Origin of the sequence: Actinokineospora terrae (genome assembly GCF_900111175.1) — a bacterium.
Lineage (GTDB): Bacteria > Actinomycetota > Actinomycetes > Mycobacteriales > Pseudonocardiaceae > Actinokineospora > Actinokineospora terrae.
The window spans coordinates 636,707-654,772 of the sequence record NZ_FOGI01000001.1; the positions used below are offsets into that span (position 1 = coordinate 636,707).

18 protein-coding genes are annotated in these 18,066 nt (G+C 70.3%); 8 read left to right on the forward strand and 10 right to left on the reverse strand.

What is annotated here, in order from left to right; all coding sequences use genetic code 11:
• The first annotated feature begins 151 nt into the window (after nucleotides 1-151).
• Nucleotides 152-1,375, forward strand: coding sequence for a trypsin-like serine peptidase (locus BMY07_RS02515; protein WP_245782148.1), 1,224 nt, complete (start codon nucleotides 152-154; stop codon nucleotides 1,373-1,375).
• A 100-nt stretch (nucleotides 1,376-1,475) separates the two neighbouring features.
• Here the strand turns inward: BMY07_RS02515 and BMY07_RS02520 are convergent, their stop codons facing one another.
• Nucleotides 1,476-2,663, reverse strand: coding sequence for a helix-turn-helix domain-containing protein (locus BMY07_RS02520; protein WP_177215391.1), 1,188 nt, complete (start codon nucleotides 2,661-2,663; stop codon nucleotides 1,476-1,478).
• Between the two features lie 171 nt (nucleotides 2,664-2,834).
• Between BMY07_RS02520 and BMY07_RS02525 the strand changes: the two genes are divergently transcribed.
• Nucleotides 2,835-3,131, forward strand: coding sequence for a DUF6191 domain-containing protein (locus BMY07_RS02525; protein ID WP_092774733.1), 297 nt, complete (start codon nucleotides 2,835-2,837; stop codon nucleotides 3,129-3,131).
• Here BMY07_RS02525 and BMY07_RS02530 read toward each other — a convergent pair.
• Nucleotides 3,128-3,793: a M15 family metallopeptidase gene (locus BMY07_RS02530; RefSeq protein ID WP_092774734.1), complete on the reverse strand. Its 666-nt coding sequence runs from the start codon at nucleotides 3,791-3,793 to the stop codon at nucleotides 3,128-3,130. The two genes, BMY07_RS02525 and BMY07_RS02530, sit on opposite strands and share 4 nt — an antisense overlap.
• Before the next feature lie 185 nt (nucleotides 3,794-3,978).
• Here BMY07_RS02530 and BMY07_RS02535 point away from each other — a divergent pair, with 185 nt between their 5' ends.
• Entirely contained in the window at nucleotides 3,979-4,842 is an 864-nt protein-coding gene (locus BMY07_RS02535) for a universal stress protein (protein WP_092774952.1), read from the forward strand.
• A 61-nt stretch (nucleotides 4,843-4,903) separates the two neighbouring features.
• On the opposite strand, the gene BMY07_RS02540 is transcribed toward BMY07_RS02535, so the two are convergent.
• Nucleotides 4,904-5,866 (reverse strand): Acg family FMN-binding oxidoreductase, encoded by a 963-nt coding sequence (locus BMY07_RS02540; protein ID WP_092774735.1) that lies wholly within the window; start codon nucleotides 5,864-5,866, stop codon nucleotides 4,904-4,906.
• Nucleotides 5,867-5,987: 121 nt separating this feature from the next.
• Nucleotides 5,988-6,623 (reverse strand): DinB family protein, encoded by a 636-nt coding sequence (locus BMY07_RS02545; RefSeq protein WP_092774736.1) that lies wholly within the window; start codon nucleotides 6,621-6,623, stop codon nucleotides 5,988-5,990.
• 119 nt (nucleotides 6,624-6,742) lie between these two features.
• On the opposite strand from BMY07_RS02545, the gene BMY07_RS02550 reads away from it, so the two are divergent.
• The 3 genes from BMY07_RS02550 to BMY07_RS02560 all read left to right on the forward strand — a co-directional run bounded on the left by BMY07_RS02550 (nucleotide 6,743) and on the right by BMY07_RS02560 (nucleotide 9,261).
• Nucleotides 6,743-7,528, forward strand: a complete 786-nt coding sequence (locus tag BMY07_RS02550; RefSeq protein ID WP_092774737.1) for an META domain-containing protein — start codon at nucleotides 6,743-6,745, stop codon at nucleotides 7,526-7,528.
• 136 nt (nucleotides 7,529-7,664) lie between these two features.
• Nucleotides 7,665-7,928: a hypothetical protein gene (locus tag BMY07_RS02555; RefSeq protein ID WP_092774738.1), complete on the forward strand. Its 264-nt coding sequence runs from the start codon at nucleotides 7,665-7,667 to the stop codon at nucleotides 7,926-7,928.
• 154 nt (nucleotides 7,929-8,082) lie between these two features.
• The gene (locus tag BMY07_RS02560) at nucleotides 8,083-9,261 is read left to right on the forward strand and encodes an MFS transporter (RefSeq protein WP_092774739.1); all 1,179 of its coding nucleotides are present in this window, start codon (nucleotides 8,083-8,085) and stop codon (nucleotides 9,259-9,261) included.
• Here the strand turns inward: BMY07_RS02560 and BMY07_RS02565 are convergent.
• Nucleotides 9,254-10,681 carry a M20/M25/M40 family metallo-hydrolase gene (locus BMY07_RS02565; protein ID WP_092774740.1) on the reverse strand — a complete coding sequence of 476 codons (1,428 nt, stop codon included), beginning with the start codon at nucleotides 10,679-10,681 and terminating at the stop codon, nucleotides 9,254-9,256. The genes BMY07_RS02560 and BMY07_RS02565 overlap by 8 nt on opposite strands.
• A 336-nt stretch (nucleotides 10,682-11,017) precedes the next feature.
• Between BMY07_RS02565 and BMY07_RS02570 the strand changes: the two genes are divergently transcribed.
• Nucleotides 11,018-12,601, forward strand: coding sequence for a methyl-accepting chemotaxis protein (locus BMY07_RS02570; protein WP_245782149.1), 1,584 nt, complete (start codon nucleotides 11,018-11,020; stop codon nucleotides 12,599-12,601).
• A gap of 70 nt (nucleotides 12,602-12,671) precedes the next feature.
• Here the strand turns inward: BMY07_RS02570 and BMY07_RS02575 are convergent, their stop codons facing one another.
• Complete coding sequence (locus BMY07_RS02575) at nucleotides 12,672-13,055, reverse strand: DUF4345 family protein (RefSeq protein ID WP_177215392.1); 384 nt, start codon at nucleotides 13,053-13,055, stop codon at nucleotides 12,672-12,674.
• Nucleotides 13,052-13,855 carry an NAD(P)H-binding protein gene (locus BMY07_RS02580; protein WP_092774743.1) on the reverse strand — a complete coding sequence of 268 codons (804 nt, stop codon included), beginning with the start codon at nucleotides 13,853-13,855 and terminating at the stop codon, nucleotides 13,052-13,054. Before BMY07_RS02580 ends, BMY07_RS02575 begins: the two co-directional genes overlap by 4 nt.
• A 139-nt stretch (nucleotides 13,856-13,994) precedes the next feature.
• Here BMY07_RS02580 and BMY07_RS02585 point away from each other — a divergent pair, with 139 nt between their 5' ends.
• Nucleotides 13,995-14,975 (forward strand): AraC family transcriptional regulator, encoded by a 981-nt coding sequence (locus tag BMY07_RS02585; RefSeq protein ID WP_092774744.1) that lies wholly within the window; start codon nucleotides 13,995-13,997, stop codon nucleotides 14,973-14,975.
• A 15-nt stretch (nucleotides 14,976-14,990) separates the two neighbouring features.
• Here the strand turns inward: BMY07_RS02585 and BMY07_RS02590 are convergent, their stop codons facing one another.
• The 3 genes from BMY07_RS02590 to BMY07_RS02600 all read right to left on the reverse strand — a co-directional run bounded on the left by BMY07_RS02590 (nucleotide 14,991) and on the right by BMY07_RS02600 (nucleotide 18,044).
• Complete coding sequence (locus BMY07_RS02590; RefSeq protein ID WP_092774745.1) at nucleotides 14,991-15,734, reverse strand: GNAT family N-acetyltransferase; 744 nt, start codon at nucleotides 15,732-15,734, stop codon at nucleotides 14,991-14,993.
• A gap of 19 nt (nucleotides 15,735-15,753) precedes the next feature.
• Nucleotides 15,754-16,674 carry a transporter substrate-binding domain-containing protein gene (locus BMY07_RS02595; RefSeq protein WP_177215393.1) on the reverse strand — a complete coding sequence of 307 codons (921 nt, stop codon included), beginning with the start codon at nucleotides 16,672-16,674 and terminating at the stop codon, nucleotides 15,754-15,756.
• A 125-nt stretch (nucleotides 16,675-16,799) separates the two neighbouring features.
• Nucleotides 16,800-18,044 (reverse strand): hypothetical protein, encoded by a 1,245-nt coding sequence (locus tag BMY07_RS02600; protein WP_092774747.1) that lies wholly within the window; start codon nucleotides 18,042-18,044, stop codon nucleotides 16,800-16,802.
• Nucleotides 18,045-18,066: the final 22 nt, after the last annotated feature.

Consider the following 18,066-nt stretch of genomic DNA (forward strand, 5'->3'; position numbering starts at 1 on the left):
ATCGTCGCGCGGGCCGAAGGTGTGACGGTCGAGTGGTTGACAGGGGGTTGGTCAAGGTTCGACGCCTATCGGGCGATGTCGGCGGCCGCGTATACCGGGAGCGATATGTCCCGCTAATCACGGTTAGCGCATCCACTGATAGGAGGAGAACGTGGCCCGAACCCCGATCGTTGTGCTCGCCCTTGCCCTCGCGGCAGGCGGTGCGATGTTCGGCCCTGCGTGGGTCTCGTCCGAACCCCAGGCGACAGCGGCGCAAGCCCCTGCCGCACCCGCCTCCGGCGCGATGAAGGTCGGCGAGGAGACCGTCCTCGGCAGCACCGTCGCCTACGCGGGCACCGACCGGCAAGAGATCAAGCAGCCGGGAGCGAGCTACATCAAGGTCCACTTCGAATCGCTGCGGCTGGCGGGCGGTGACTTCGTGACCGTCGCCGACCCGACCGGGCGCGAGGTCCACACCTACCACGGTGACCCCACCGCCGGTGCGGCGCGCGCGGGCGACAGCGACTTCACCCGGCACGGCCGCAAGGGCTTCGCCGCGATGTCCATCGACGGCGACACCGCTGTCGTGACCCTGCACAAGTCCTCGGCGCGTACGGCCGACGCGACTCGCGGCCTTGGCTTCAAGGTCGACCGCTACTGGCGCGGTTACTCACCTGAGGAAGTCAGGGCCAACAACCCCACCTTCTTCAGTGTGTGTGGCACCGACGCCAGGCGTGACACCGTTTGCTACAAGACCAGCCACCCCACCGAGTACGCGAAGTCGAACGCGGTGGCGCGGTTGCTCATCAGCGGCGGCGGGCTCTGCACCGCGTGGCGCGTCGGCACGACCAACCGCGTGCTGACCAACAACCACTGCATCGCGACCCAGTCCGCGGTGACCTCGTCGGAGGTCCAGTTCGCTTACGACTGCGCTACCTGCGGCGGTAATAACCCAGGTGCTGGCACCAAGGTCAGTGGCGCGACCTTCTACAAGACCAGCCCCGGTGGGTCTGCCCGACTCGACTACACGCTGTTCTCAGTGAACAACTTCGCGTCGATCCAGAAGTACGGCACGCTGTACCTTGACGTGCGCGACCCGGTCGCCGGTGAGCGGATCTACATCCCCGGGCATGGCGACGGCAAACCGAAGCGGCTGTCGATCTACGACAACACCCAGGGCGGTCCGCTGTGCACCGTGCGCAGCGCGGCGTCCGACTCGTACAACATGAGCTACAGCTGCGACACCTCCGGCGGCAACTCCGGTTCCCCGGTGCTGGCGGCCAACCACAAGGTCATCGCGTTGCACCACCTGGGCGGGTGCCCCGGCAACCAGGGCGCCCGGATCAACCTGATCTACAACGAGATCAAGGACCTGATCGACAACGTGTCCCCGTGACCATGTCCCTGTAGGTGCTGCACGGTGCTAGAGACCACCTGCCGCCCCTGAGGACCTGACCGGTGTCGACGCCTCGGCACCGGTCAGGTCCATTTCCCGTTCAATCGGGCAGGTTGGTTCGTACCAGATCGGTCAGTTCCCGCACAGCGCCAACGGTCGGCCAGTGCTCGGTGAGTTGGGTGTGCACTACGCGCATCTCGGCCCTTACCCTCGCTGAGCCGTGGGGGCCAGACGGTGGGTCTAACAGCGTGGTGAGCACCGACGCGGCTTCGTCCGGTTGACCCGCGTGTGTGTGGGAACTGGCTAATCGGGTCGCGATGACCGCGCGGTCGTGTTCGTTCGTGGTCGGTACCGCGGCGAGTGAGCGCTGGGTGTGGTCGACCGCGCTGTTCGCCAACCCGGAGTGGTCACTGCGCGCGGCCAGGTCGCGGTAACAGGTGCCTGTGGCCAGCGCTAGCACCGAAGGTGTCGCCCACGGCTCGGTGACCGGGTCCGCCGCCGCCAGCAGCGCGGCCGCCTCGTCGAGCCGCTGCTCGCACGGCAGGCGATCACCAGCCAGTGCGTGCCCGCGCGCCTCGGCCAGGCACGCCCAGGCCCGCACGCCGGGACTCGCCCCGTCGACCAGCCGGGCCCGCTCGGCCAGCGCGATCGCGCCCGCCGCGTTGCCGACCGACCAGTGCACCGAGCTCTGCCTGGCCAACAGCCTGCTCATCAGGTCGCGGTCGTCGGCCTGCGTGGCCCAGTGCAGGCCGCACGTGTACCAGAACTGGGCGGTGGGGTAGTCCGCGCCGTCGAACCGCGCCCACCCCGCGAGTTGCGCGAACCGTGCGGCCAGGCGAGACAAGCCGGGTGCTGTTGACGCTGCCTGCCATTGCACGACCGTGCGCGTGTAGTGCTCCAGCGGCACTACCAAGTCTCGGCCGCCCAGTTGGGAGCCGACGGCGTGATATGCGCCTAAGAGAGCTTCCATCGCCTCTGGCGCTGTCGGGCTCGACGGTGTCGATGGCGCTACCGGCTCCGTTTGTCTTGGGCCCTCTTGGCGTTCACGCTCGACCAACGGCCAGAGCACGGCCAGCTCCCCGCCGGTGTCGAGCACCCGGTCGGCCCGATCGGGCAGGTCCGGTGGTGGCCACCGGTCGCCGCTCTCGACCTTGCTCAGGTGGGAGTCCCCGTAGCCGAGCCGAGCACCGAGCTCGGTCTGGGACATCCCCCGCGCGCGCCGCCAGTGGCGCAACCGCCAGCCGAAATAGGCACGCAAAGACCCCGCGGGCTGCAGTCGCCGCGACATGCCCCGTCCTCCTCGCTCCGTACGCCCGCCCGAGGGTCCGACCAGCATGGTGGGTCCGCGTGGCGCCGGACAAGGCTCGTGGGCCGCGGCGTGGGCGATGCCAATTACCGGATTTGTCGGGAACCACCCCGGGCCCCGGGGCGTTGGGACGGCATGGGCTAGTTGTGGGCGATGAGCCTCCCGGGTGTCGTCGTGCTGCTGGTCGTCCTGGCCGCCCTGGAGCGGTTCGGCCTCTGGGCGCACGAGCGGAGCCGGCTTCCCTGGCGCCGCTCCCGCACCGGCACCCCCATCTCCGCCGCCGGTTTCGACGAACTCGGCGCCGCCTTCTCCGGAGCCAAGCGCGACGAGGTGGAATACCGCAAGACCGAACTCATGCTCCGCGACGACTCGGACGACGGCGCCCCACCCCGAACCACCGTCGACCTCGACGGCTTCGGCGTCCGGGTGGTCTTACCCCCGAAGCCCTAGGGCGCCGCGGGCTTCTCGAAATGCTGGTAGTCGATGGGCGTCGTCCAGTAGCCGCCCCAGTCCCAGCCACGCCGTTCGAAGGCGCGCACGGTGGCGTCACCTGCGTGGATCAGGCCGGGGTCGGTGCGGGTCCGGTCGACATAAGGGGCGCCGTTGGGCGGGTAGACGGTCCCGGAGCCGGAGATGTAAGGGTTGAGGACAGGGTTGATGTCGATCGCCCTGCCATAAGAGTGATTCGACCACTCCGTGCCGCCGGTGATGGGGCGGCAGTTGAACGCCGACGTGTTGTTCGCGGCCATCGACTTGTCGTCATCAGCGTCGTACTTCTCCACCGTCACCAACCGCTCTATGGGATACCTGGCGCGGTAGAGCTCACCGAACACCTTCGCCACCTCGCTGGCGACTTCCTTGGCCACAACCAGTTCACCCAGGTGCACCCGCCCATCGAACCCGATGACGGTAAGAGTGATCAGTCGCAACCCTTCCGGCCCCACCGGGCACCCCGGACGCCAACTCTTACCCAGCCGCTTCTCCGTCACCGGCCAGATCACCGCGACATACGGCAGACCCGCGGTAGGGCCAACTGCGGGAGTTGCAGCTGCCTGGCCGGTGCCACTGATGGTGCTGCCCACGAGTAGGAGTGCTGCCAGCAGAACACGCATCGCTTCCCACCTCCAACAACAAGTCTAGTGGGTTGCGCAATGTCCTTAGAGGATATAATTGGGTCCGATGGCCTCTTGTCCCGCACCGAAGGTCCCGGTCACCGAAGGACCTCAGGTGGCGGCGCTGTGCTGCCCCCGTCCATAGCGTGGGTGCCGTAGTCCACCGTGAACAGGAGATGCCGACCATGAGCACCCCCCTTCCCGTGCTGGCCGCGGTCGACGGCTCCCAGTCCGCCCTGGCCGCGTTGCGGTGGGCCGCTGGGGAGGCCGCACGTCGTGGGACGTCGTTGAGAGTGGTCTCGGTGTATCCGTGGCCGCTGGCAGGCTATCCCGAGGCGCTCGTCGTCCAGCACGATCTCCGCGATGGACTGCGCGCGCAGGCGGTGGCGAATCTCGACGAGGCCGCCGCGGTCGCCGCGGAGGTCGCGCCGGGGGTCGAGGTGCGGGTGAGCGCGCTGGAGGGGGACGTTGTCGGGTGTTTGCGGGTGGCGAGCGAGGACGCCGCCGTTCTGGTGTTGGGGTCGCGGGGGCTCGGTGGGTTCTCCGGGCTACTCCTGGGGTCGACCGCGGTCGCGTTAGTGGCGCATGGGCATTGCCCTACCGTCGTCGTGCGAGGTGAGGACAACGGGCCGCACGGGCGGATCCTGGTAGGGATCGACGGTGGGTATACCGACGACGCCGCGTTGGGGTTTGCCTACGGGCGCGCGGGCACAACGGGCGAGACGGTGGTCGTAGTGCACACGTGGGGGAGCGGGATCGCGGACGCTGTCGGGTTCGCTGCTCTTGACTGGACGCTGGTGGCCGAGGCCGCCGATGCCCTGGTCGCCGAGCGGTTGGCGCCGTGGCGGGCCAAGTTTGCCGAGGTCGAGGTCGAGGCGGTGGTGGTTCGGGATCGGCCTGCTCGCGCGCTGCTGGACCGTTCCGCCGAGGCTGATCTGGTCGTGGTCGGGTCGCGGGGGCGAGGTGGGTTCGCGGGGCTGGTGCTCGGGTCGACGAGTCAGGTGTTGGTGAGGCACTCAGCCTGCCCGGTGGCCGTTGTTCGTGTCTAAGAGGTCTTAGCGGGTGATGCGGTGTGCCCGGCCGGGATGACCTGGCCGGGCACACTTGCGTCTACCAGTCGACGACGTCCGATAGGGGGCGGCGTGGGGTTCTGGGGACTGGGGTGTTGCCTGGGGTAGGGAGGCCGACGCGCAGGATTAGGTGGGGGGCTTGTTTGCCGCCGAGGATTTGGCGTTGGAGTAGGCCGCGGGTGTGGCGTACTTCGATCGGTTGGCTTACCGGGCACGACACAAGTCGCAGCGAGGTTGCGGTAAGAGTCACCGCTGACGTTGCCTCGCCGGTTTGGAGCCAGGACAGTCGGTCGTCACATGGGGTTCCCAGCACTAGAAGCGTTCCAGCACCACCGCTGGGCGACGTCTGCGCCAGCCGGGGGACGGTGAAGCGTCGCGTGATGAGGTCGCCGAAACGCGTCTCGGTAGGACTGTTCGCGGCTGGAACACCGTCAGGAGAGGCGAATCGGCCAGTCCACAGCGCCAACTCGCTCAGGTAGGCGCTATCGGCCAGTTGCGTCGCGTTGGCTTCCGCGACGTAAGCCGCAAGGTCTGACGGCCGTAATGCTTTCACGCTGACGCTCCCCGCCGCCTCCGCCAACTGCGCAAGGTAGGGCTCACTGACTTCCTGCGGCGCATACGCTCGACGGTCACTACGACGCTGAGTGATCGCCGCGGCCAGTACTAGGTCAGCCTGACCAGGCACAGTCGGCACTACCTCGACCGCCGCCAAGTGCTCAGAGGCACCGGGACTGGGCAGCCGGTGGACCCGCGCGGACCACCCGAATCCCGCCAGCGCCACGACCAGGTGGTGCAACGCGGCGCCGCAGCTGATGACCAGGTCACGGCCATCGGGGTCGGTGGCGGGCAACCGGCGCTCGGGGTCGGCGAACAGGTGGATCGACGAGCGCCCGATCCGCCACCGCCACGGCTGCGTGTTGTGCACCGACGGCGCGCAGCACGCCAGCCGCACCGCCGTCAGCACCGTGTCCCGGTCCGGGAAACCCGTCCGCCCAGCTGTCATCGCGTCCCGTCCTCACCGTCGGCAGGACTCCAGCCTTCGGCACGGCGGGGTGCCCGCCCCAGAGCGGGAGGTCCCGACCCGGGAGGGACCTACGGATGCCGCGATTCGGTGGATCGGCAGGTCAGAGCGGGTTTCCGTTCCATTTCCACGCGGTGAGCCTCGGCCGTCCCGGCAGCTCGATCCGGCCGGTGCACCACTGCAGCGCCCGCCACCCGCCCACCTCGTCCGGCGCGTAGCGGAACAGCCGCGCCAGCACCCGGTCGCATAGGTCGTCCGGCGGGTTCCAGGCCAGCCCCAGGCCCTCGGCGATGTCGGAGCCGTGCACGATCGTCTCCACGACCCCCATCCCGGCGAACCCCTCGGCGTCCGACTCGCCGTAGGTGTGGTGCGCCAACGCGGTCGGGTTCGCGGTCGTGGTGATCGAGGACAAGAGGGTCCCGCACGCCTCTAGGACCTGCATCAACCCATCGGTGCCCGCGGCTCGTTCGGCGAAGATGATGTTGGCAGGGCCACCTTCGCGCCTCGGCGCCCAGTCGAAGGCGACCGCGGTCGTCGGAGGAACCCGCGTGGCCAGCTGGCCCGCGTAGTAGAAGAGGCAGTCCGCGATGTGCTCGACGGTCTCCCAGCACGTCCACTCCAAGGACCCGGCCTGGTTGTCCCACTGCTCAGCGGGCACCTTGCCGAAGACCGAGATAGCGAACCGAACAGCGTCATCGACGTCGGCGGGCGTAAGAGGCCCAGGGTGTGTGTTAAGCATCGCCGCAGACTAACCACGGTCACGCGCTGGAGTCGTCCGATTTTGACGTGCCGGCAACTGGGATCGTGAATCAGCGCGATCCGGACAACCCGGGTGGCGCCGCGTTCCGTCCAGAGGACATGCGCACACGACTGCTGACACCGACGCTGGTCGCCCTGCTCGCCCTCGCGGGATGCGCCCAGGGCGGGACGACCCCGGCCGACCAGGCGCCCCCGCCCGCCGACGGGCCGACCCCCGCGGGCAAGACGTTCACCGCGAACTCCGCGACGGACAAGGGCACCCCGCACGCGCTGGTCCCCGGTTCCACCGTGAGTCTCTCCTTCGAGGACAACCGGCTGACCGCGACCGCGGGCTGTAACTCCATCGGGGGAACGGTGTCCTTCTCCGGTGGCACACTGCAACCGGGCGAGCTGAGCATCACCGAGATGGCCTGCGACGCCCCGCTGCACGACCAGGACAAGTGGCTGGCCGCCTTCCTGCAGGCCAAGCCCACCTGGCGCCTCGACGGCGACAAGCTGACCCTCAGGTCGGCGGAGACGGAGCTGGCGTTGGCAGTGCCCAAGAAGGCCGACCTCGCAGGCCCCAAGTGGACCGTCGAGTCCCTCCTGGCCGCGGAGACCGCCACCTCGACCCCCAACACCTCGACGGCGTCGCTCACCTTCACCGCCAACACCGTCGCCATCGAGACCGGCTGCAACTCGGGCACCGCCAACTACACGGTCCAGGGCAACACCCTCAAGTTCGACCCCCCGCTCCTGACCAAGATGGCCTGCGCCGACGGCTCCTCCGAGGTCGAGAACGCCATCATCGCCGCCCTCGGCCCAGCCACCACCTACACCATCGAAGCCCAATCCCTCACCCTCACCAACGGCGACAAGGGTCTGGTCCTGCGCGCCTCCAGCTAGCCCGTGACCCGCTCGGCGACGCGCACCGGACGTCTCGCGTCCGGTGCGCGTCGCCGTCCTCCGGCCGGTTCCCGCGGCTCTCCCGGCGCCGTACGGTCGAGGCGGAACTGATCATCGAGTGACGGGAGCGGCGGCGATGGCACAGCGGTGGGAAGCGGATCGCGAGGCGGGGTTCGGCAGGCGGTTGGGCAAGACGGCGGCGGAGCTCGGGCTGTCGGACAACAACCCGTCCTGCCCGGAGGTCTGGGAGCTGGACAACGGTGACGTGGTGGTCATCGGCCGGGATCTGACCGAGCACTACGCGGCGCGGCTGCCCGAGGGCGTCAGCGTCGGGTCCGACGAGCGGTTGGTCGTCATCCCGCGGGCCACCATCCTGGCCGCGAAGGACGACCTGGTCTGACCTCGGCAGGGCCACCGGGCCGCGCGGGCCCGGTGGCCCAACAGACCTAGGTGGACGGTGGGTGAGGTCACAGGGTTAGGGGTGGGGCGGCGGGAGTGGGCGGCCGATTCCCGGTGTTGGCACCAAGGGGTGCGGGCGCTGGGAATGGAGACCGATGACGGCCACGGTGGTGCGGGCGCGGCCGGTGGGGGCGTTGTGGTTGCCGTTGTTGTCGGCGCCGGTGGCCATGGCGAACAACTCGCCGGGGTTGGTGTTGGGGGTGATGGGGGAGGACCTGGGGACCTCGGGCGCGACGACCGCTTGGGTGGTGACGGCGTTCGGGTTGGGGCTGGCGGTGGGGACGCCGTTGGCTGGGCACCTGATCCGGGGGCGGGGGGCGCGGGTGGCGCTGCTGGTCAGCGCGGCTTTCGTGCTGGCGGGGACGATCTTGCTGGTGGCCGCGCCGTCGTTCGGGGTGGTGGTGGCGGGGCGGGCGGTGCAGGCGTTCGGGGGCAGCGGGATGATGGTCGTCGCCATCAACGCGGCGGGGACGGCCGGGCGGGCGGGGTTGGTGACGGCCGGGGCGGGCGTCGGGGGCGCGCTCGGGCCGATCGTCGGGCTGGCGGTGACCTCCGCGACGTCGTGGCACGTCGCGTTGGGGCTGGGCGCGGTCACGCTGCTGACGGTCCCGGCGTTGGCGTCGAGGCTGCCGGACGCGGCGCCGGGGGCCACGCGGTTCGACGTGACCGGGGCAGGGTTGTTCATCGCTCTCGTGCTGGCTCTAGTGCTAAGCACGAGGTTCTCCGTCGCGGCCGTGGTCGCCATAGCCGCCGTTGTGCCGCTGGTGCTGTGGGTCCGGGCTCGCCCAGAGGGATTCGTCCCCATCGCCCTAGTGCGTTCTAGGCCCTACCTGCTGGCGTGCGGACTCATCCTCGCACTCGCTACCGGCTACTTCTTCCTGCTCTACCGCGTCCCCGCGCTGCTGCGTGTGGCGGGCTGGGACTCCGGCCACATCGGACTCGCCCAGCTGGTGCTCCTGCTCGCCGGGTCGTTCCTGTCGTTGGTCTTCGCGTCCAACTCGGACCGCTTCGGGCGGCAGCGCGTCGTCGTGGGCATGGTCGTGCTGGCCGCCGCCGCGCAGGTGCTGGGGCTCCTGGTCGGCGCCGACCCGCTGCTGCCCGTGCTCGGCCTCGGCGTCGCCGTGCTGGCCATGGTGTCCGCCCAGGCCGTCCTGATGATCACCGGCACCGAGCGGCTCAGCGCGGCCCACCGCCCGGTCGCGGTGGGCCTCTACTCGCTGTTCTTCCAGCTCGGCGGCGCTTTCGGGCCGATGTTCGCCGCGCTGCTCAGCTAGCCTGGATCGGGATCGGGCTCATCACCGACCGCAGCAGCAGCGCCTCGGCCAGCGTCATGTGCTCCAGTTCGGACTGGCTGACGCTCTCGTCGGCGCCGTGCGCGTGGCTGCTCGGCTCCTCGCAGCCCCACAGCACCATGTCCGCCTCCGGGTTCGCCGCCCGCAGCGCGTTGACCAGCGGGATCGACCCGCCCTGCCCGGCCCTGGCCACCGACGACGCGTGGTAGGCCTCCATCAGCGCCCGCTCGATCTCCCGCTGGTGCTCCCCGGCCGACGCGATGAACCCGGCGCCCGACGCGACCTGCTTCACCACCGGCTTCAGCCCCCACGGCGCCGCCGCCGTGATGTGCGCCGCCATCGCCGCGTACGCCTCGTCCGGGTCCTGGTTGGGCGCCAGCCGCAGGCTCACCCTGGCCTTGGCCTTCGCGCACAGCACGTTCGCCGCGCCGCTGACCAGCGGCAACCCGCTCAACCCGGTCACCGTCACCGACGGCTTGCCGTAGAGCAGCTTGGCGATGGTGCCGCTGCCGATCAGGCTGGTCATCGGCAGCACCCCGGCGTCGCGGCGGTAGTCGGCCTCGGGCACCGTGGGCCAGGCGTGGTCGTACTGGCTGAGGCCCTCGATGGCCACGTCGCCGGTCTTGCGGTCCTGCAGCGTGGCCAGGATCTGCACCAGCGCCATGAACGCGTCCGGCACCGGGCCGCCGTACGTGCCGCTGTGCACCTTCCCGGCCATCGTCTCGACCGTCACGTCCGCGGCGACGATGCCGCGCAGGGTCTCGGTCAGCGTCGGCGCCCCGCGCTCGATGTTCCCCGTGTCGGCGACGATGACCAGGTCCGCTTTGAACCGCGGGTCGTCAGGGTTATCGGCGAGGTAGGACTCCAGCACGCTGGTGCCGCTCTCCTCCTCGCCCTCGATGACGAGCTTGATATTGAGCGGCAACGCACCCCGGTCGCCATAGAGGGCCTTGATCGCGCCTAGGTGCATCATCACGCCGGACTTGTTGTCGGCGGCACCCCGTCCATAGAGGCGCATGTCGTGGTTCTCGTCCATCCGCTCCGTTGGCTCGAACGGCTTGGTCGTCCACTTGGACTCGTCGGCAGGCTGCACGTCGTAGTGCGCGTACAGCAGCACAGTGGTGACGCCGGCGTGCGCGACCTCGTCGGCCAGCACCATCGGCGCCGACTTCCGCGTGCCGTGCGTGATCGTCTCCACGGTGGCCGTGCTCAGGCCCGCCGCGCGGAACAGCTCCGCGATCGTCTCCGCGGTGACCGCCAGCGGCGGGTCGGGGGTGGTCGCCACCGAGCGGTGCCGCACCAGGTCGCCCAGCGCGTGCCACAGCTCGGGCACCAGCCGGTGCACCCGGTCCCTGACCTGCTGCTCGGGCAGCACCATCGTCATCGGGGACTCGTGGCGCATGGGGGGCTCCTCTCGCCGAGGTGGCGTCGGCGGGCCCTGGCGACCCGCACCCCTCACCACAGCACGCGCGGCGGATACCCGAAACCGCTGTGACCTGATCAGGCGACCCGCCGGGCGCGACCGGTCTCTCACTCGAACGAGTGGCCTGATTTGGTCAGTTGACCACCGGGGGCGTCGATGAGTTGGGGCGTTGAAGCTGGACCCAACGCGGGTTGGCCAGGGTCGGCGCGGTCGTCGCGCCCGTCCCACGGCGTCCGCGGCAGGACTCGACGAAGGGCGCCTAGGACCATGACCCAGACCACCACCGCAGAACCCGCCGTCGCGGGCCGAGGAGGCGTGCGTGGGGTGTTCGCCAACCGCTCGCTCAGCGCCAAGATCCTCTCCGTGGTCGTGTTCTCCACGTTGGTCACCATCGCCGTGGGCCTGGTCGGCGTGTTCGCGCTGAACTCCGCCGCGGACGCGACCAAGCGCATCGACAACAACGTCGCCGCGCTCAACGACCTCAACACGCTGAACGCGGCAGGCTCGGGCGGCACCCTCTACATGCTGCTGGCCACCGCGGTCGGGAACCCGGCCGAGGCGCAGAAGATCCTCGCCGAGGCCAACGCCAAGATCGACGTGTCGTTCGCCGCGTACAAGAGCTACCAGGAGCGCGGCACCTTCGACCAGGGCCTCATCGACGAGTGGAACGCCGCGAGCGCCGCGTTCGGCAAGGTCCTCGGCGAGAAGGTCATGCCCGCCGCGATGAGCGGTGACGCCAAGTCCGGTGTCGACGCCTTCAACACCGAGGCGCTGCCGCTGCTGGTCAAGTTCAACGAGGTCTCCGCCCGCATGCTGGAGTCCGAGCGCAAGCGCACCCTGACCGAGATCGAGTCGGTCAGCGCCGAGCGCGACCGCAGCATCACCCTGGCCGTCGTGCTGCTCAGCGTCGGCCTGGTCATCTCCTTCGGCGTCGGCGTGCTGATCACCCGCTCGATCACCAAGCCGATGCGCGGCCTGTCCGCCGCCCTCGAGGCCGTCGCCGACGGTGACCTCACCCAGCGCGTCGAGGTCCGCTCGAAGGACGAGGTCGGCCGGATGGCCGCCGCGCTCAACAAGGCCACCGACGGCACCCGCGCCATCGTCGGCACCATCTCCCGCGGTGTCGGCTCGCTCAAGGCCTCCACCCAGCAGATGGCCGAGATGTCGAGCCAGGTGACCGCCTCCGCCGAGGAGACCTCCGCCCAGGCCGGTGTCGTCACCGCCGCCGCGGACCAGGTCGCCCTCAACGTGCAGACCGTCGCCACCGGCGCCGACGAGATGTCGGCCTCGATCAAGGAGATCGCGCAGTCGGCCAACGAGGCCGCCGGTGTCGCCGGTCAGGCCGTGTCCGTGGCCGCCGCCACCAACGGCACCGTCGCCAAGCTGGGCGAGTCGTCGATGGAGATCGGCAACGTCGTCAAGGTCATCACCTCGATCGCGGAGCAGACCAACCTGCTCGCCCTCAACGCCACCATCGAGGCCGCCCGGGCAGGCGACGCCGGTAAGGGCTTCGCCGTGGTCGCCAACGAGGTCAAGGACCTGGCCCAGGAGACCGCCAAGGCCACCGAGGACATCTCCCGCCGCGTCGAGATGATCCAGGCCGACACCGCCAACGCGGTGAACGCCATCGACGAGATCTCCGAGATCATCGGTCGGATCAACGACTTCCAGCTGACCATCGCCTCGGCGGTGGAGGAGCAGACCGCGACCACCACGGAGATGAACCGCAACGTCGGCGAGGCCTCCGCCGGTGTCTCCGAGATCGCCGCCAACATCGGTGGCGTCGCGGAGAGCGCGGGCAACACCACCGGGACCGTCACCAAGACCACCGAGGTCCTCGACGACCTGTCCCGCCTGTCGGCCGAGCTGCAGAGCCAGGTCAGCCGCTTCCACCTCTGAACTGGGCGCGCCCTCCCAGCCTGAGCGGCCGGACCCCCACCCGGGGGTCCGGCCACTTGGCGTTGCGACATCACCGCGTCCCCGGAGACCGCGCCACCACCACCCCGCAGGCCAACCCCAGCACGATCTCCGTCACCAACGCCCCCACCAACCCACCCGGAGGCACCCCGTCCACCGCGATGCCGACCAGACGTCCCAGACCGAAGGCCAGGTAGAACCCGGCACCCACCGCGGCCGAGACCCTGGTCAACGCCGGCCGGAACGCGCCTGCGAGGATCCCCGCGCCCGCCGCCACGATCCCGGCGCCCACCGCCCGGGCCTCGCTGAGAGAGCCGGGATCGGTGACGGCGGGCAGGCCGCTGAGTTCGTGGAACCCCACCGGTGCGAGCAGTTGCGCGGCACCGACCGCCAGCGCGGCGAGGCCCGCGACGGTCAGGGTGATCCGGGCTATCACGGTCGGTCGCCGAACGCGGCGGCGCAGAACTCGCTGAAGTCGCGGGGTTCACGGCCGAGGGCCTCGCGGACGCCGTGGGTGACCGAGGCGTTGCGGCCGTCGAAGACCTCGGCGCACAGGGCGGTGATGACCTCGGCGTACTCCGGGCCCGCCGCCTCGGTCACGGCGGCGTGGAACTGCTCGAGGGTCACCGGCGCGTACTGGACCTGGCGGCCGGACGCGGCGCTGATCTCCGCGGCGACCTCGGCGAAGGTCAGCAGCCGGGGGCCGGTGACCTCGTAGACCTTGCCCGCGTGCCCGTCCCCGGTGAGCGCGGCGACCACCACGTCGGCGATGTCGTCGACGTCGACCAGCGGCTCGGGGACGTCCCCCGCGGGGAGCGCGAACACGCCGTCGAGCACCGAGGGGGCCAGCGCGCCCTCGCTGAAGTTCTGCGCGAACCAACTGGCCCGCACGATCGTCGTGTCCAGTGTGGACGCTCGGACGATCTCCTCGCACACCCCCGCGTTGTGCTCCCCGCGCCCGGACAGCAGAACCAGTCGCTCGACGCCCTCGGCGGTCGCGAGCTCGACGAACCGCTCGATCGCGGCGGGCGCGCTCTTGGCGGCGAGGTCGGGGGCGTAGGTGACGTAGACGGCCCGGGCGCCTGCGAGCGCGGGCTGCCAGGTGTCGGGCTCGGTCCAGTCGAACCGGGGGGTGGTGCCGCGGGCGACCCCGGTCGCGGTGACGCCGCGGTCCCGCAGGCCGCGTAGGACGCGGAGGCCGGTCTTGCCGGTGGAACCGATGACGAGAGTGGACATTCTGCGTGCTCCTCGCACTTGAAGGTACGTCCAGTCTCTGGGCGGCAGGCTGGACGTTCAATGACTTCAAGTCCGGCCTTCTGTGCCGATCGTCCACGAAAGCTGGACGCCCGGCACATGCACCCGGCATCCTGGTGCCATGCAGAGCCCCACCCGCGCCATCCCCGGCAACACGGACCTGCTCGGCGAGGCGCTGCACCTGCTGCGGCTGACCGGCACGCTCTATTGCCGCGCGGAGTTGACCGCGCCGTGGGGCGTGGACGTGCCGGAGCTCAACGAGTACATGATCCTGCAGGTCGTGACCGCGGGGGAGGCGTGGCTCCAGGTCGAGGGCGGCAACCAGGTGCGCCTGCCGCGGGGCAGCCTGACGCTGCTGCCGCACGGGTCGGCGCACCGGCTGCGCAGCGCGCCCGACGCCGGGGTGGAGCCGCTGTTCGACCTGGCCGTGACCAAGGTCAGCGACCGCTTCGAGACCATGACCTACGGCGGCGGGGGCGAACCGAGCCAGGTCACCTACGCGGTGATGTGCTTCGACCACGTCGCCGCGCAGCGGCTGCGCGCCCAGATGCCGCCGGTGCTGCACCTGCGCTCGCTCGACGACGACTGGGTGCACAGCACGCTCAACCTGATCACCCGCGAGGCCGCCGCGCCCCGACCCGGCGGCGAGACGGTGCTGACCAGGCTCGCCGACGTGCTGGTGATCCAGTCCATCCGGGCCTGGCTCGACACCGCGTCCGAGGCCAGGCGCGGCTGGCTGGCCGCCTTGCGCGACGAGCACGTCGGCCGCGCGCTGCTGGCCGTGCACCGGGCCCCCGAGCAGGCGTGGACGGTGGGTTCCCTCGCGGCGTCGGTGGGGATGTCGCGCTCGGCGTTCTCGGCCCGGTTCACCGAACTGGTCGGCGAACCGGTGATGCGCTACCTGGCCTCCTGGCGCCTCGGCCTGGCCCGCCTGCACCTGGGCGAGTCGGACGAACCCCTGCACGCCGTCGCCCGCCGCTTCGGCTACGCCTCGGAAGCCGCCTTCTGCCGGGCCTTCAAACGCGAGTTCGGCACCGCCCCCGGCGCCGCCCGCCACCACGCCCGCCAGGCCCTCCCCGTACCCCAGGCCGCCTGCCTGTAGCCCCTCCGCTTCGGGTCAGTGCAGTGGGTGGTCCACATAGGACCGGTGGGCGGCCGCGGCGATGGGGCGGGGGGTGAGGCCCAGCTTGGTGTAGAGGGTGATGGCGGGGTCGTTCCAGGAGTCGACCATGAGGGCGGCGTGGCCGGTTGTGGTGACCAGGGTGTCGATGACCAGGGCGCAGACGGCGGTGGCGTGGCCCTGGCCGCGGGCGCTGGGGGCGGTGACGAGGCCCGCGAGGAAGCCGACCTCGGGGGCGGACCAGGCGTCGGCCGCGGCCGCGACGAGGGTGCCGTGGTCGTCGCGGACCCCGGCCCAGCGGCGGATGCCGGTGCCGCCGGGGCGGGCGTAGGAGCCGGGGTACTCGGTGTCGATCAACGCCCGCACCTCCGGCACCGCCCGGTCGTCCAGCCAGCGCGCGCCGCCGCGGATCCCGGTGGGGCCGCTGGTGTCCATCCACCAGCCCCGGTCGAGCAGGGCGTACTCGGGGAACTCGGCCACCACCGCCGTGACCACCTCCGCGTCCCCCAGCGGCCGGAACTCGGGCCCCACCACCCCGAGCGCGTGCCGCACCAGCCCCAGCACCCGCCCGCCCTCCCCGCGCACCGCCAACCGGTGCCGCCGGAACAGGTCCGGGCAGGCCACCACCACCGCGTCCCCGTCCCGCCACGCCCGCACCCCCGCCCGCATCCCCTGGGCGCTCCAGAGCAGCAACGGGTCGGCGGGCAGTTCGGCGACGGCGGTCAGCGGCGTTGGGGGCACATGTCCATCATGCAGGCCGCTAGTCCGAGTACCTGGCAACCGGGATCGGCAGCCGGTCGGGGACGGTGGCGAACCACCTGTCGTACGCGGCGGCGAGGCTGCCGTCCGAGCGCATCTCGTCCAGGACACCGTTCACGAATCGGACAAGATCTGGGTCTCTGTCGCTCATGGCGATGCCCGCTTCGCTGGCGCCGGGGGAGCGGTAGGGGAGTAAGACTGTGGAGGGGTCCTGGAGCCGGAACCCCTCCAGGACGAGGATGTCACTGTAGATCGCGTCGACCAGGCCGCGTTGCAGCAGCATCAGGCACTCGCTGGTGTCGGCCACGGACACCGGGATGACGGCGGGCTTGCCCGAGCCGCTCTGCTGGTCGCGGATCTCGATCATCTCGCTGCTGTCGGTGGTTCCCGTGCCGGAGCAGACCTTGCGCCCACCGAGGCCGTCGGGAGACCGCACCTCCCGGTCACCCGCGCGCACCAGCAGGCCGGTGTTGGTGCTCAGGTAGGGCGCCGAGAACAGCAGCCCGTAGGAGGACGCGCGTGTGCAGGAGATCTTGACGTTGGAGATGACCAGGTCGACGGTCGGAATCTCCAAGAGCTCAGGTCTCAGCAGGCGTGCGTTCTGGTTCTCGGCTGTGTCGAGGGAGTACAGCCTGCCGCCGGTGGGCATGTCCACCAAGTGCAGGCGGGCATCATCGGACAGCAGCGGTTCACCGAACAACTCACTCGCTATCCGACGCGCGATGTCGACCTCGAAACCGCTGAGTTCGCCGGTGCCGAGGCTGCGGCTGCTGAACAGGCGCGTGGTCTGGCTGAGGCCCACCACCAGCCGCCCGTTCCAGTGGCGGATCCGGTTCAGTGCGAGTTTTGTCCCCGCGGCCAGCCCAGCCGGATTCAGGCTGAGATCGGGGGTGGGGCAACCGGGCACCGGAGGAAACGTCACGGCAGGATCCCTATAGCCCTCAGGTTGGACTACCGGCCTCTCGCGAGGCGGTCGAGGTGTCGGCACAACGGCACCGCAGCCGCTCAGTGTCAGCACGGCGACAAGAACCGCCAGGAATCTCCGCATCAGTACTGCTCCCGTATCGGCGGCCACATGCCCCAGCCCAGCGACAGCACCGCGCCGAACACGCACACCAGGAACACGGTGTCGACCCCGGCCAGCGCTCGTGCGGCCGCGGCCGTGTTGCCGGTGGCTCGGGTGGTGTGCCGGGTGATGGCCTCGGTGAGCACCTCGTCGAGCCGCTGGGGGTGCTCGGTGCGGACGATGAGCCTGGCCCGTTCGACGTAGGTCAACGGCGGGTTCCTCGGCTCAAGCCGTTGTGCCACCTCAGTCCGCCACGCCTCCACCGCGGTGGTCGCGTTGTCGAGGCGTTCGCCGCCGCTCTCCTTGGCCGAGGTGACCCGGTCCTCGATCGCGGCCAACTCACCGCGGAGGTTCGCGATGTCGCCGACCTTCGGGAACACCAGGATCCGCACCCCGTCCCCATCGGCGGTCCTGCCGAGGTTGCGCGCCTCGGTCAGCGGGCCGACCACGCCCTCGAACTCGTTGACGCTGTCCTTGGTATGCCCAGCGGCAAGGCCAACCGCCACGCCTAACGTGACCAGCGCGGTGAGCACCAACGCGGTCGACAACACCAACCCGCCATTGACCCTCTGTCGCGTAGTGCGAGCCAGGTAGCGCTGTGCAGCAACGAGCAAGCCGAGCAAGACAGCGCCAACCGCGAACACATCCCACGGCGGCTCACCCGCGGACGACTGCGCGTCGTACAACGCCGCCATCTCCCTCCCGTGCAACTGGCCCGCCAAAGGCAGCAAGGTGACACGCGCGAGGTAAGAGGCCTGCGCCAGGTAGGTAGTGCCGACTGGTTGGTCGGTCGCGGCATTGACCCATCCCGCCTCGACCAGCCGGGAGTACTCAGGCAACAAGTCCGTCAGGTCGCGCACAAGGTCGTCCGACGCGCCCTCTGGCGCCAAGGAGGTGGCCACCCGCAATGCGTCCGTCGCGTCGAACAGGTCCTTCCGGAAGCGCTCCTGCTCGGCCATGACACCGTCCGGCCCGACCACCACGGCGTTGAGCGAGGTTGCGTCCGCGTCCGCCAACGCGCGGTAGACGTCCGACGCGGCGCCGGTGAGGGCGATGCGGCGACCGACCGCGTCGTCGAGCAGGCCCGTCCGGTCCCGCACCGCGGACTGGCCCATGAGGCCCAGCGCCACCGCCACGGCCGTGAGCACGGTAGCGCCCACGACGATGGCGGCCACGGCGATCAGGCGTCGTTCGAACCGCCCGATCCACCTCGTCAGGACTGGCACCCGGCTCCTCACCGACAGTCGA

Coding starts and splice junctions, on each gene's coding strand:
- BMY07_RS02520 (WP_177215391.1), bottom strand. CDS start 2,663: ATGTCGCGGCGACTGCAGCCCGCGGGGTCTTTGCGTGCCTATTTCGGC.
- BMY07_RS02525 (WP_092774733.1), top strand. CDS start 2,835: ATGAGCCTCCCGGGTGTCGTCGTGCTGCTGGTCGTCCTGGCCGCCCTG.
- BMY07_RS02530 (WP_092774734.1), bottom strand. CDS start 3,793: ATGCGTGTTCTGCTGGCAGCACTCCTACTCGTGGGCAGCACCATCAGT.
- BMY07_RS02535 (WP_092774952.1), top strand. CDS start 3,979: ATGAGCACCCCCCTTCCCGTGCTGGCCGCGGTCGACGGCTCCCAGTCC.
- BMY07_RS02540 (WP_092774735.1), bottom strand. CDS start 5,866: ATGACAGCTGGGCGGACGGGTTTCCCGGACCGGGACACGGTGCTGACG.
- BMY07_RS02545 (WP_092774736.1), bottom strand. CDS start 6,623: ATGCTTAACACACACCCTGGGCCTCTTACGCCCGCCGACGTCGATGAC.
- BMY07_RS02550 (WP_092774737.1), top strand. CDS start 6,743: ATGCGCACACGACTGCTGACACCGACGCTGGTCGCCCTGCTCGCCCTC.
- BMY07_RS02555 (WP_092774738.1), top strand. CDS start 7,665: ATGGCACAGCGGTGGGAAGCGGATCGCGAGGCGGGGTTCGGCAGGCGG.
- BMY07_RS02560 (WP_092774739.1), top strand. CDS start 8,083: ATGACGGCCACGGTGGTGCGGGCGCGGCCGGTGGGGGCGTTGTGGTTG.
- BMY07_RS02565 (WP_092774740.1), bottom strand. CDS start 10,681: ATGCGCCACGAGTCCCCGATGACGATGGTGCTGCCCGAGCAGCAGGTC.
- BMY07_RS02580 (WP_092774743.1), bottom strand. CDS start 13,855: ATGTCCACTCTCGTCATCGGTTCCACCGGCAAGACCGGCCTCCGCGTC.
- BMY07_RS02585 (WP_092774744.1), top strand. CDS start 13,995: ATGCAGAGCCCCACCCGCGCCATCCCCGGCAACACGGACCTGCTCGGC.